General features: G+C 41.4%; 12 protein-coding genes and 2 pseudogenes. 11 read left to right on the top strand and 3 right to left on the bottom strand.

All coding sequences use genetic code 11. The features are described from left to right. Positions 1 to 125: 125 nt before the first annotated feature. Both Q0Y52_RS11810 and greB read left to right on the top strand, forming a co-directional pair. Positions 126 to 890, top strand: coding sequence for an FKBP-type peptidyl-prolyl cis-trans isomerase (locus tag Q0Y52_RS11810; protein WP_297821790.1), 765 nt, complete (start codon positions 126 to 128; stop codon positions 888 to 890). A gap of 675 nt (positions 891 to 1,565) precedes the next feature. After that, positions 1,566 to 2,057 (top strand): annotated as a pseudogene (gene greB / locus Q0Y52_RS11805) (transcription elongation factor GreB). Positions 2,058 to 2,140: 83 nt separating this feature from the next. On the opposite strand, the gene Q0Y52_RS11800 reads toward greB, so the two are convergent. The 3 genes from Q0Y52_RS11800 to Q0Y52_RS11790 all read right to left on the bottom strand — a co-directional run bounded on the left by Q0Y52_RS11800 (position 2,141) and on the right by Q0Y52_RS11790 (position 5,026). Further along, positions 2,141 to 3,297, bottom strand: a protein-coding gene (locus tag Q0Y52_RS11800; RefSeq protein ID WP_297816341.1) for an IS3 family transposase whose coding sequence is annotated in 2 segments (ribosomal slippage) — positions 2,141 to 3,051 and positions 3,051 to 3,297 — 1,158 coding nt in all. Because the reading frame shifts where the segments join, the coding sequence is not laid out codon by codon here. A 910-nt stretch (positions 3,298 to 4,207) separates the two neighbouring features. Further along, the gene (locus Q0Y52_RS11795) at positions 4,208 to 4,441 is read right to left on the bottom strand and encodes a hypothetical protein (protein ID WP_297821788.1); all 234 of its coding nucleotides are present in this window, start codon (positions 4,439 to 4,441) and stop codon (positions 4,208 to 4,210) included. Positions 4,442 to 4,810: 369 nt separating this feature from the next. Continuing rightward, positions 4,811 to 5,026, bottom strand: a complete 216-nt coding sequence (locus tag Q0Y52_RS11790; protein WP_297821786.1) for a hypothetical protein — start codon at positions 5,024 to 5,026, stop codon at positions 4,811 to 4,813. 268 nt (positions 5,027 to 5,294) lie between these two features. Here Q0Y52_RS11790 and Q0Y52_RS11785 point away from each other — a divergent pair, with 268 nt between their 5' ends. From Q0Y52_RS11785 to Q0Y52_RS11745, 9 genes and pseudogenes are all read left to right on the top strand, one after another. Beyond that, positions 5,295 to 5,693: a hypothetical protein gene (locus Q0Y52_RS11785; RefSeq protein WP_297821785.1), complete on the top strand. Its 399-nt coding sequence runs from the start codon at positions 5,295 to 5,297 to the stop codon at positions 5,691 to 5,693. 168 nt (positions 5,694 to 5,861) lie between these two features. Then, positions 5,862 to 6,713, top strand: a complete 852-nt coding sequence (locus Q0Y52_RS11780) for a hypothetical protein (RefSeq protein WP_297821783.1) — start codon at positions 5,862 to 5,864, stop codon at positions 6,711 to 6,713. Between the two features lie 194 nt (positions 6,714 to 6,907). Next, positions 6,908 to 7,531: a VCBS repeat-containing protein gene (locus tag Q0Y52_RS11775; RefSeq protein WP_297821781.1), complete on the top strand. Its 624-nt coding sequence runs from the start codon at positions 6,908 to 6,910 to the stop codon at positions 7,529 to 7,531. A gap of 130 nt (positions 7,532 to 7,661) precedes the next feature. Further along, positions 7,662 to 8,159, top strand: a complete 498-nt coding sequence (locus Q0Y52_RS11770; protein ID WP_297821779.1) for a VCBS repeat-containing protein — start codon at positions 7,662 to 7,664, stop codon at positions 8,157 to 8,159. A 6-nt stretch (positions 8,160 to 8,165) separates the two neighbouring features. Continuing rightward, a complete protein-coding gene (locus tag Q0Y52_RS11765; RefSeq protein WP_366939288.1) occupies positions 8,166 to 8,339 on the top strand; it encodes an ASPIC/UnbV domain-containing protein in 174 nt (57 codons plus the stop codon). A 511-nt stretch (positions 8,340 to 8,850) separates the two neighbouring features. Beyond that, on the top strand, positions 8,851 to 9,468 hold the full coding sequence (locus tag Q0Y52_RS11760; RefSeq protein WP_297821776.1) for a thioredoxin-like domain-containing protein: 618 nt from the start codon (positions 8,851 to 8,853) through the stop codon (positions 9,466 to 9,468). A 1-nt stretch (position 9,469) separates the two neighbouring features. After that, on the top strand, positions 9,470 to 10,867 hold the full coding sequence (locus Q0Y52_RS11755; protein WP_297821774.1) for a hypothetical protein: 1,398 nt from the start codon (positions 9,470 to 9,472) through the stop codon (positions 10,865 to 10,867). 6 nt (positions 10,868 to 10,873) lie between these two features. Further along, positions 10,874 to 11,249, top strand: a pseudogene (locus Q0Y52_RS11750) (transposase); the annotation flags it as partial. 769 nt (positions 11,250 to 12,018) lie between these two features. Continuing rightward, on the top strand, positions 12,019 to 12,801 hold the full coding sequence (locus tag Q0Y52_RS11745) for a class I SAM-dependent methyltransferase (protein WP_297821772.1): 783 nt from the start codon (positions 12,019 to 12,021) through the stop codon (positions 12,799 to 12,801). The last annotated feature ends 224 nt before the right edge of the window (positions 12,802 to 13,025 follow it).

Genomic DNA, 13,025 nt, shown 5'->3' with positions numbered 1-13,025 from the left:
TGCACTTAATGACATTACAAAATAGATAACTTTAATAGGTTTATTCAATGGGTTTCTCTTTTACCTTATGGAGTTTAGTATATGCTTTTGCTTACCAATCACATACTGCTAGTTGGAGAATTATAATGAAAAAGGCCCTAGTCACTATTTTGATTGCCTCTGCTTTAACCTTAAGTGCTTGTCAGCCACAAACGGTTGAATTTATGAAAGTAGAAACCGTAGTCCTTGATACAGAACAACAGAAACAATCTTATGCTATGGGCGCTAGCATTGGTCAAATTATAGAAAGTAAAATAGCTAACCAAAAAGAAGCTGGTGTTGAATACAATCGATACTTGTTAGTAAAAGGATTTATAGCAGCTTTACAAGGCCAATCACAATTAGACAAAGACGAAATTCAATCAATCAATCGCGCGGTTGAAGGCTTTGTACGAGAAAAAAAAGTTGAGCTTAAGGCTCTAATAGGTAATGAAAATAAAGTATTAGGTTTAGAATTTTTAACCAATAATGCAAAGCGTGCTGGCATCATTGTTACTGATTCAGGTTTACAGTACGAGGTACTAAAAAATAGTGAAGGCAGCAAACCTAAAGCTACAGATACAGTAAAAGTAAACTACCTTGGCACACTGTTAGACGGCACAGAATTTGATTCGTCTTATTCACGTAATAAGCCTGCAAGCTTTCCGCTCAATCGTGTAATTAAAGGCTGGACTGAAGGGGTTCAATTAATGAATGTGGGAGCAAAATACAAGTTTTATGTGCCTTCAGATTTAGCATATGGAGCCCGCTCGACTGGTAAAATAACAAGCCATTCAACCTTAATATTTGAAGTGGAATTACTTCAAATCATTCATCCAGGTAAACCTGGAACTAGAGAGCCTAAGCTTTAATTCAATAGTGAATACTCTATTTACAAACATCTAATATAAAGACGAACACGTTATCGCGGCCGGCTTAACTTTATCATTTTAATAATCAGCTATTTTCTGTGCTGAACCTTATCCCCTTACTCTGCAGCCCTTCAAAGAGCTTTTTATCCTGACTTAACCAGGTAATTTAGATTGTAATATATTGTCTTTTTGACTAAATGCTGTTTCAACTTTGTATATTTGGATGTCGATATTTACCTCAAATAATATGTTGCCGTGTTAAAGGTAGTATGACTAACTCTCTTAATTTCAGTTGATTCAATAAAGGCGTAAAAATGGGCAACACTTTTTTACGCTAGGCTCCTCAAAGTGTTTTCGCATGAGGCTTTGGAGTGCCCATTGATAATAACCCTACTTCACTTTGATTAATATTAAGCATAGTCGATAACTATATTTTCACTCGGTGTTAAAGCTTTTACTTCATCGTTATCACTTCGCTAATAGTTACTAAAGATAAGGATAAATCGCTACTGATTTGTTGTCTCATAATGTTATTAAATAATAAGAAAAATTGTGAGTGAGAAAGCATTCATCTAAAATTAAGCAAAGAATCTTACCCACTGAATTGCTTGTCATTCCAGTTAGAACAATGTTACATCTACAATTTAACCCAAATATTTTAAGAAAGGTTCAGGCTTGAAAACAAAACTGATAACACCTGAAGGGTATAAAAAGCTTCATGACGAGCATGAAGAAATATGGCTTAAACAAAGACCAGAAATCACCAAAATTGTAACTTGGGCTGCAAGCCTTGGAGACAGGAGTGAAAACGCAGATTATCAATATAATAAAAAGAAAATTAAGGGAAATTGATCGGCGTATTCAATTTCTTAGAAAACTGCTACCTGAGCTAAAAATCATCAGTTATTCAAAGGAACAGGAAGGAAAAGTGTTTTTTGGGGCTTGGGTTGAGATTAAAAATGATATGGGCGAAGTAAAAAAATTTCGAATTGTCGGCCCAGAGGGAAATTTATGGTGATGCTATTGGGTATATTTCTATCGACTCCCCCATGGCTAGGGCCCTTATTGAAAAAGGAAGTCAACGACATTGTTGCTGTAAAAACACCAAATGGTATCAGTGAATGGTGTATAAATTCCATCGAATACATACGCCAGTGGCTAAATTAGTGACATTGGTAAAGAAACTGTTCGGTTGTAAAAAGCTTCTGATTTTTTATTTTGCAGTAACATTTTGAATAAGTTTGTTCTGGTCAAGTCCAACCGGACACTTTTCTAAAGGAGTTTTCAAATTCAATTGGCGATTGATCCAAATTAGCTGAATGTAGTCGCTCAACATTATAATATTTCATGTACCTAGCAACATCTTCTCGCATATGTGTTCGAGTGGGCTGCGGTACTTTAAACAACCAATCATGCTTTAAACTTCCAAAGAAGCGCTCCACAACAGCATTATCCCAGCAAGCTCCAACATCTCCCATACTAGCTCGACACTCTAATCGCGACAGTAGATTTCTAAAGCCTTTACTCGTGTACTGAGAGCCTCTGTCACTGTGAAACACCAAACCTTTTGGTGGTTTGCGTAAATTATGAGCCTTTGTCAGTGCTTGCTCGACCAAATCACGCGTCATGCGTTTTGATATATGCCAACCTACAATCCGGCGTGAATACAAATCCATGACAATGGCTAAGTACAACCAGCCCTCACCAGTCTTTAAATAGGACACATCACCCGCCCAAATTTGATTGGGTCCAACAGGATTGAAATTCATATTTAGCAAGTTGTCAGCCACAGCATCACTGTGTTTGCGCTTGGTTGTCACTTTATAAGCTATTCGCTGAGTCACAACTAATTTAAGCCGTTCCATTAACTTAATGGCGCGATACCGCGTTATTTCAAAGCCTTCTTTGCGTAGTGCTTTAGCAAGCTCTCTGCTGCCTAAACTGTTTCGACTTGCCTTGAATAATGCTTTGGCTCGTCGATACAGTCTTAGCATTTGAGCGCTAATGAGTTCACCAGGTTTTTTTAGCCATGCGTAGTATGCTGACGAACTCACTTCCATCACTTTACAAGCAACTGACACCGGATACTTCGCATCAAGCTCACTTATAAAAGAATATCTTACTTCATTTCTTTCGCGAAGAAGGCACTGGCCTTTTTTAGGATTTCACGCTCCATTTGTAGACGTTTACTATCTTTCCTGAGCTGAATTAACTCTGCCCGTTCATCACCAGATAATGCATCACCTAGTGCCTGTTTCTTATGCTTAGCTACCCAGTTGTAAAGTAGTTTGTCTGTCACACCTAAAGATGCAGCAGCTTGTACGATTGGATAGTCTTGCTCTATTACCAGAGCGACCGCTTCTTGTTTAAATTCTGCGGGATAATGTTTATTTGTTCGTTTAGTCATATTCACCTCAATTAACAGGATTATAATCCTTTATTGAAGTGTCCGGTTAATTCAACCACAACAGGTTGGCTTAATTCATTCCCGATGAATTAGTCATGGTGTATTTGTGCGGGGTGGCCCTCCACGGGGTGGCCCTCCACGGGGTGGCCCTCCACGGGGTGGCCCTCCACCAAACAGTCGGCACCGCGTGACAATAACGCCGTCTTTACGAAATAAGACTAAACAAGCCTTGCCGACAGGGCAGGAAAAAACACGGGCACAAAAGCACTAATCGATGACCTAGGCGCAAAGACTTAAACGGGTTTTTAACATCGACATTGAAACCTGTGAGCATCGCGCTGGTGCAGTTAAGGTTATAGCGAGCATTGACAAATCGGCAGTAAAGCCGATTTGCACATCCATTGGTGATCCAAAAGATACTCAGTCACCTGAATACAAAAAATGACGAAGTCGTTTAATTATTACCCTCACAAAGTCGAGCACCGCCTCAGATAAGTCTGTTTGAATAAAAGCCGTTCATCATCATAAGCAGTATTCAGAGCTGGTTTGCACAACAGCGGGAAGCGCTTGTCTTGAATTCTGAATTAAGTAGAAACAGTTGATTAATAAACGAAAAATAGCCGAATTTCACTCCCTTAAGAATATGAAATAGATGTCAATATGGAAAATATAAGGCATCATGGAATTTAATTTTAGGAAAAATGACGTTTTATTTTACCTATACTCAAATTCGTTGACAGTTCAACATCATCAGAATGCATGTCCTTAACGACGTGTTCATTAGAGAAATATTTGATACATTGAGATAGCAAGAATAAGCCAACAGCCTTCGCAGTAAAGAAGATCCACCCTGCCGGTGCATGAAAACACTCCAAGGCAATTTTAGGCGAAAAGGTAGCGCCCATCGCAATCAGTGATGAATTCTCAGCGCGTTTAATACCCAGACCGAAATAATGCCAATGGGAAACAGTAAGAAGGCTTGGGGGAAATGGAATTCCCGCTTAAATACCCAAGGATAAAGGCCTGTAAATATGGAGATTAATCCTATGCCCTCATACCCGGGACAACTTGGCGCAATGATGACGATAAAATCTTCCGCGCTAAGGGCTAAATTAACTTTATCAACATGAACCCGATCAAACATCAGCTCCAAAAACCATTGAGAAACTGTGGAGGTCATCTTGTCCAAAGGATACCAAAACTGTTAGAATTGGCGACAAAAAAAGTCAATACACCAATAGCGGCCGCTACAAGCAAAGCTGATTTTTCTTTTGCTAAAAAAATATTCCAAAAACTGAGCGGCCCCAATATAAAAGGGAGCACACGGCGATAACAGCAGCCGCGAAAACCATCCCAGAGCAATCAGCAAAGCCGAATCGCTCGTTACAGCACTGCCTGCAAATATTTCAATGGTGAGAAAATAAAAGCAATGCATTGCAACAGCAACCAATACCACTTTTTACGCTGGCCCTGGCTCGCCAAAATAGCTGGATGTGAACCTTAAAACGAGGTGTCAATAAATTAAGAAAGGCCACCACAAAGACAAGTATAAATCGTGAAGGTGGCCCATATTCGACAGCACCAATGCCAGCACACCGTCCTTACTTGCGAGAGTTTGCGCATCCACCCGCAGGCCCACAACCAGTAACTCTACTAGCAACAAGGCGGTAAGTAATACAAAGGGTAAAATCCACTGAAGATTACTGCCGTTGTTGTTATTGGCTGTCATATTCCTTTCACTAATAAATTAAATGCTAAATCAGGGCAAATAATAGCAAACGGGACAGAATTGTTGAATTTTCTAGGATTCCTACTAAATTCATGTCGGCATTATTAACAAATGATGTTATTGGTATAGTTCAATATAAGTTTAAGCTTTTGTATGTTTGGTATGAAAGTAGCTGGACCTAATCAGCTACTTTATAAGATACACATAAACAAAATACCATTTAGCCGTTACTCATGTCCTTGCATAATACTAATCGATACCTGAGAGCATGTTGAGCGTCATAAACAATAACAAGCAATTAACCCTGTCATTACTGGTCATCATGATTTTGATGGGCCTATTCTGGAGCGGCTCTCGCTATCCAGCTTTAAATGAAAAGACTGCTATGATAGCTGACCTACGCTTTGAGGATCCATTGAGCTTCGAAGCTGTATTTCCTGTTAAGCCGCACTTCCCGTTATGGAAAAAGGTAACCTGCACCAACATTAACTGGGCTCATACCAATCAGCAAGGAATGATTTTTGGGGTGTTATTGGGAGCCGCTTTTTTAACATTAATTCCTCTATTTCGCGTACGTTACTTTAAAGGGCATTTTGCCAATAACTTTTTTTGGGGCGCTATTGGGGCACCTCTGGGTGTTTGCGCCTATTGCTCGTGGTATGCATGATGCGGGGACACGCATCGAGACAACATTGGCGACAATGATTAGCTCGCCCACATTAAATGTGATTATGTTAATCATGATGTTCACTTTATTACCACTGCGCTTTGTGGTTCAGAAACTAATTTTTGCACTGGCTTCATCTTACTTCTTATCCCACTGTTGAGCCAATATTTGTTTTCACGCTGGCCCATTGCCCAGGAAAACCATGAAGACCAGTGTGAAATCGATATCAATCCCGCTGGCATCAACATCGAACAAGAAGATAGCTGGCTGCATACTTCACTGTGGTATCCAAAAGCCTATGCCAATAATCTGTGGTTTATCATAAGAGTAATCATTCCCCTGATGATGCTGGCAGGCCTGCTGGGAGCATTGCTGGTCAGTGTGTTGCCCTGGGAAACCATTACTGCAAATATCGAATACGTGAAACGTTGGAAGAAATTGCTATTCATTAGGCTGACGGCCATGTTCGGTTTATTTTTGCCGGTACCTATCGCCTCTGGCGTAGCCATAAGTGCGGCTTTATATGCTGCGGGCTTACCTGCCAGCTATGTGATGGTGCTGTTATTTACCCTGGGAATTTTCAGTGTGTATTCGTTTTCAATTATTGGCAATGCAATCTCCTGGAGAGTTTCTGCCACGATTGCTGTTGTGTTAGTCGGTATGGGTGCTGCTGATGGATTCACAGCGAGCTATGTTGGTAAATATGTGCAAGCACGTAATCTGAAATTATTTTATGAAGCCTTTTCCGAAGACAACGGCACCGAGATTACAATGATCGAGCGAAACACTCCCTACCGCTCAAGTGATGACAAATTAATTAATGATCTAAAGACTACAGCCTTAGCCTTTCAAGATTTACCATCTCTAAGCACTCCACAATTGCAGGTACAACACCGCCCCTATAATGATCGCCAGGGCGGCAACGAATTAACTTTCGGACGCACAGACAGCGTGCAAATGGGGATAGATGGTTACCTACCGCGTCCATCGATGCATCACGGTTTGTTACCGTTTATATAAATAGCTGGCATCGCCACCGGAGATGTATATAACGATGGGCGCACCGATTTATTAATCAAAGTCAACAACGAGCTTCGCTTATATGCAATGGATGTGGTGCAATACTACGTCGAACACAGTCTCGGGTTTGATGGGTTCGAGGACACAACCATATTCACTACTGCGCGGGTTGACCTTAACAATGATGGCTGGATGTGTTCTTTTCTGCATTTAAAAAAGGCAATTTTGTATTGTATAACCAGCAAGGTCATTTCCCACCAACCCAGTTACACGTTTTACCCAAAGTTGAGGCTGACTTCGCACTATCTGTCGGTTTTGGAGATCTCGACAAGGATGGACTGCTGGAAATCGCTCTCGGCAATTATGTTACGCAAGAACATAGACGCACGACCGACCGATCCAGAAACGTACTATTACGTCCAAGTTTTCTTGGTTACCAAGCTGAACTCTTACCGGATCCGCCTGGAGCAAAACTCTTGATATTATTTTCGGATCTGAATATGGATGGTGATATGGACATCATTTTTGCAAATGATTTTGGCGTGCCGGATAGTCTGTTTTTTGGTAACGGTTCTGGCGAACTGAATCTGGTTATGCGCGAACACAATCTATCACTTAAATCCGGCTCCACCAGCATGAGTTACGACTCAGCTGACATCAATAATGACTTGTCTCTGGAGCTTTTCCTCACCCAGACCACAGGCAACAAACCCAGTCAGCGAGCACGCTTAAACCTCAAACCCAATGAAAAGGCCTGCAAGGAGATTAGCAGCAACAAATGGCGACAACATTGTGAGCTCAGAGCCAACTTGCATTAAGCTGTATAAGCACCCACGCCATTTGCCAGCCTGAACCTTGCAACCCCCTGGACCAAAAAGATTGCATTACCACTAATCTATTCCGTCTCAAGGCTCGACCTTAATTGAAAGGGGCTGAGGAAAATAAATATTGCACGTTGTTTTCAACACGATGGGAAGAACTTGCCCAACTTTGCCAACCCTTGAGAAGCGTGTAAAGGAAAGTGAAAAACCAAAAACTCCGTATGTCGAAGTAGTAAAAAGACTAAATCTACTGTTTACTTGTGAAACCGATGGGCGCTTTACAGAAAACTCTGTCGATTGGGGTTTGGACGTTACCGGTTGGTCCTGGAGCTCACGCTTTGCTGATCTCGACAACGATCAATGCCAGGATGTCTATGTAGTTAATGGCGTGAATATTAAAAAAGAATGGGCATCCAATAAATTCTTACGCAATATAGAGGGCCAACATTTTGTTGACCAAACCGAAAAAGCTGGTTTAACCAGCCATCTAACCGCAGGAGCATTCTCGTTCCTCGATATAGATAGCGATGGTGATCAGGACATTATCACAGTCCCCTTTGACGTCTTGCCAATTTTTCATCTCAATCAAATGGACTCTGGCAACAGCATTGATATTGAACTGTGAGACTATATAGGGAATCACTTTGGTATTGGTACCAAAGTGATTATTCATTACGGACCTGAAGATTCACTTAAGCAAATTCGAGAACTCAAAACCAGCGGTGGCTACCTATCATTTGATGCACCAACTCTTCACTTTGGCCTGGCTGAGTTTGGCAACGTATCCACTATTGAAGTGAAATGATCTACCGGTGAAACTCAAGTCATCAAAGGCGATTTTCCTGTAGGACCGACTTATAGGCTAACTAGAGTGGGTCCAGAAAATTTCAAGGTGGTCCGGAACTAAGACTCAAGTCTAATTTTCAATAATCTTTTCAGCAAAAAAATGCTATGAGCAGTTGGTAAATGTATTTTACATAATAAGATAAAACTCCCCAGCGCTTACAACGGACCCATTAATTTCCCTTTGTTTTACCTAGGCTAGCCCAATTTCCTTTAATACGACAATCTGCAAGTATGGAATAGCTGCCCTTTACCGTAGCTTCTACCGTAGTGTAAGGATACGTCTCCCACCTTTTCAAGCTATACTTTTTCCATTGATTAGCAGCATTAGATAGTCTTATAAATAAGTCTATTTCAACAATAATGAATATAGACCCCACAAACAATTTACGTAGGTAAAGACTAATGCTACATCTTCTGTATAATAATTATCCTAACAATTACTCAACCCAAGCATATAAATCGTACACGATATGACAACTCAACGAACTCCCAAGAAAAAACTTAAGCCTGTACCAGTTACTTTAGTCATGTTTATGGCAATTACTGCCAGCACCCTTGTGATTCAAAATACCTTTGCGGCCAAAGAACCATCAAACCCGTTGCATCAAGAACACTCTTCTAAAAACCAAATCTCTGAACAACGAATACCCAAAAATCACAGTCTCAAAACTATCGTGGAGGGTAAACAAAGTCAATTGCCTCAAAGCCCTACACTAATTCAATTTTGGGCACCCTGGTGCCATAGCTGCGCGGGTATCATATGGGATTTAGATCCGATTTTAGATCAATTTCCACTGATAAACTTTGCATCAATTAACATTGATAACAATGATAACAATGATAACAATGATAACAATGATGAAAATGCCAGAACTTATATTCAAAAACACACGCTCTACTCAAAATATCAACATGCCTTTTATACAGAAGCAAGCTCTAACCTGCTAACAGAACTAAATGTATCTGCTGTACCATTGATTTTATTGGTCAACAAAGAAGGTAAAGTCGTTTTTCGTTACGCATCTCACCTCAACTCTGAATCAAAAAGTCAGTTAATAAATGCTATGCAACAAGTGGAAGCCAGATAGGTTGAGAATCACCAAATCACTCTTAGTCATTACAACAGCGGCGCTGATATGCCTAAAAGCCACTGCCGACATTACCTTTGAAGAACATATTACCCCAATACTTCAAAATCATTGTCTACTGTGTCATTCCGAATCAGGCATATCATTTTCATTTGAAAATCCTGAGACAGCTTACAAATTTGGACCGGCCATGGTATCGGCTGTAGAAGAGCGCCGAATGCCGCCCTGGCTGGCAGAGCCAAGTCATATACAATATGAGGATGACTACTCTCTCAATAAAGAAGAGATACGTACTTTCACACAATGGGGAGAAAACAATTACGCACGAAACAATGCTTTAATAAAAGTTAAAAATATACTCAGTTATACCGCCCAGAATTCAACATTTAAATCAGATAAAGAAGTTATTGTTAACAATGGCAACAGTTATTTACCTAATCAGAATAAAAAAGACGACTATCACTGCTTCTTGATGGAATGGCCAGAGAAAGAGAAGACTTATATTACGGGGTTAAGAGCCATACCGGGAAACGCAAAAGTCATACACCACTTAATATTATTTACTGCTACCCCCGAGATTGCTCCTCATTTAAGAAAAATGGAATCAGAGGAAGAAGGATCAGGTTATGAATGTTTCGGGGGGGGAGCACCTGATCGCTTAGGCAACCCCAGTGTGCGTGCAGCATTAGACAAACTTGAAGATGGATTAAGCAGAAAAATAAATAGTGGAATCAATTTTCTTTCACACTGGGCTCCAGGAATGAATGGCATTCAATTTCCTAAAGACACAGGCATTCCAATTGAACCTGGTGCATTAATCATCGCACAAATGCATTATTACTCAGCGTTTGCTCCAGGCGAATCAGATAAAAACAGCGCAATGCACTTCATAACGAAGAAAGAGGTTAAAAAACCCGGGTTCTTTGTAACAATTACAAATAGAAAATGGTTAAATAGCAAGGGAAATAAAACCATGGTAATTCCCTCTAAACAAGAAGCAAGTTATTCAATAACAGAAAATTTTAGGAAAATTCAACGGCGGGTTCTGTCAATACTTAAAATAAAATCCAAAGAAATAAAAAACCTGGAACTACACTCTGCAAATATACATATGCACAGCTACGGAAAGGCCGGAAAAGTATTTCTTGATGATCCATTGGGTAACCGTGAAAGATTACTAACAATCAATAATTGGGATTTAAACTGGCAAAGGAATTTCACCTTTCACAAACCCAAAGTCTTACCTGAAAAAGATTTAAAAGATTACAAGATCAGCATTGAATGCGAATATACCAATCCCTGGGAATACCCAATTTACGGAGGTTTTGGTAGTAATGATGAGATGTGTATAAATTTTTCATTTATTGCTGTCGACAAGAAAATAAAAAAAACGCTATAGCGGTAATCCATTACTTATCGCATCGCTACAGGCAAACAGCAAGGACGAAAAAAACATTGCACCTATGGCAGAGCAGGGGCTTGCGTCAGGCTGTGCCGCAAATGTGGCAGGCTTCAGTCTCCATGCAGGTGTCATGAGCAACTCACAGGATAGGGGTAAACTCGAAAGGCTGTGCCGTTGCTTATTGTGAAGAGAGTCCCGCTCTGGGGTATCATAAAAAAGGTTGGCAATAACGACTTACCCTAAGGTGCGTTCCAAACTAAAAACACCCTACCGTGACGGCACCACCGGTGACCGGCACAGTCATGTGCACTTTGAGCCGCTGGAATTTATTGCCCGTTTAGCGGCCTTGGTACCCAGACCCCGCGTTAATCTGAGGCGCTTAGATGTGAAACGTTCCTGTTTCTCACCCTACGGGCAACCTCTGGTTGGCTTAATTCATTCCTGATGAATTAGTACATGGCGTATTTGTGCGGGGTGGCCCTCCACGGGGTGGCCCTCCACGGGGTGGCCCTCCACCAAACAGTCGGCACCGCGTGACAATAACGCCGTCTTTACGAAATAAGACTAAACAAGCCTTGCCGACAGGGCAGGAAAAAACACGGGCACAAAACACTAATCGATGACCTAGGCGCAAAGACTTAAACGGGTTTTTAACATCGACATTGAAACCTGTGAGCATCGCGCTGGTGCAGTTAAGGTTATAGCGAGCATTGACAAATCGGCAGTAAAGCCGATTTGCACATCCATTGGTGATCCAAAAGATACTCAGTCACCTGAATACAAAAAATGACGAAGTCGTTGAATTATTGCCCCCACAAAGTCGAGCACCGCCTCAGATAAGTCTGTTTGAATAAAAGCCGTTCATCATCATAAGCAGTATTCAGAGCTGGTTTGCACAACAGCGGGAAGCGCTTGTCTTGAATTCTGAATTACGTAGAAACAGTTGATTAATAAACGAAAAATAGCCGAATTTCACTCCCTTAAGAATATGAAATAGATGTCAATATGGAAAATATAAGGCATCATGTAATTTAATTTTAGGAAAAATGACGTTTTATTTTACCTATATTCCTTTGTGTCGATGGAAGTTTATGCGCAACGTTTTGTCGAAGCCTATATCAATTCCCTACAAATAGAGGACATCTGAAATGGCTGATATCGAATTGCATTATGATAGCGAACTTACTTCTTTTCTCGAAGCGATCTGGGGCGAAGGTTATTTGTCGCCCGGCGGCCCTGAAAAAGTTGCGCGCGTTGTTGAAGGTTTGGATCTGAAAGGCAAACGGGTTCTGGACATTGGCTGCGGCACAGGGGCAATAGCTGTCACCCTTTTGCGCGACCATAGTGCGGCGCATGTAACAGGCATTGATGTCGAAGAACCCGTCTGTACCGCAGCGCGTGCCCGTGCCGATCAATCCGGTTTTGGCAAGAACATCACCATCCGGCAGGTTGAACCCGGACCGCTTGATTTCACTGACGCTACCTTTGATATCGTGTTTTCAAAGGACGCAATCATTCACATTCCGGACAAGGAATTTCTGGCCGTGGAAGTTTTTCGTGTTTTGGTGCCGGGGGGTTGGTTTGTGGCATCTGATTGGCTGATTTCGCATGACAACACCCCGTCTCCCGAAATGCAGGCTTACATCAAACTTGAAGATTTGGACTTTGCGATGGCTTCCCCGACTCGCTATGAAAGTGCATTTTCGTACGCAGGCTTTACCCAATTTGGTCTGCGCAATCGCAATCCGTGGTATTTTGAGGTGGCCAAGAACGAATTTCTGTTGATGACGGGAAAAGAACGGGACGCATTTGATCGTGCCCATGGGGCCAGTTACATGCAAGAAATGGAAGAGCTTTGGGCCGCCATGATCCTGCCTTTGGAGACCGGTGAACATTGCCCGCATCACATCCGCGCCCAAAAATCGTTCTGACCCACATGATGGTCTACGTTACCTTCCGTAGGAAATGGCAGTAAACCAGTGGATTTCTCTATCGCACAAAAATGATCAGTCAGCACTTGGAAACAAGAGTTCCAGTGCTTTCATTATGGAAGCCTCAGGAAAAACTGATTGCTATAACAGGTTTCATCGCTACAGTTCTCATGAATGTAAAACGGAGCAGTTTTGGCGCGCGCTGGTTCATTTTTTGAATGATT

The sequence above is a fragment of the uncultured Paraglaciecola sp. genome, from assembly GCF_943787955.1.
Taxonomy (GTDB): domain Bacteria; phylum Pseudomonadota; class Gammaproteobacteria; order Enterobacterales; family Alteromonadaceae; genus Paraglaciecola.
The sequence above is the reverse complement of the archived record's forward strand: the minus strand, read 5'-3'. Positions and strand labels throughout refer to the sequence as shown.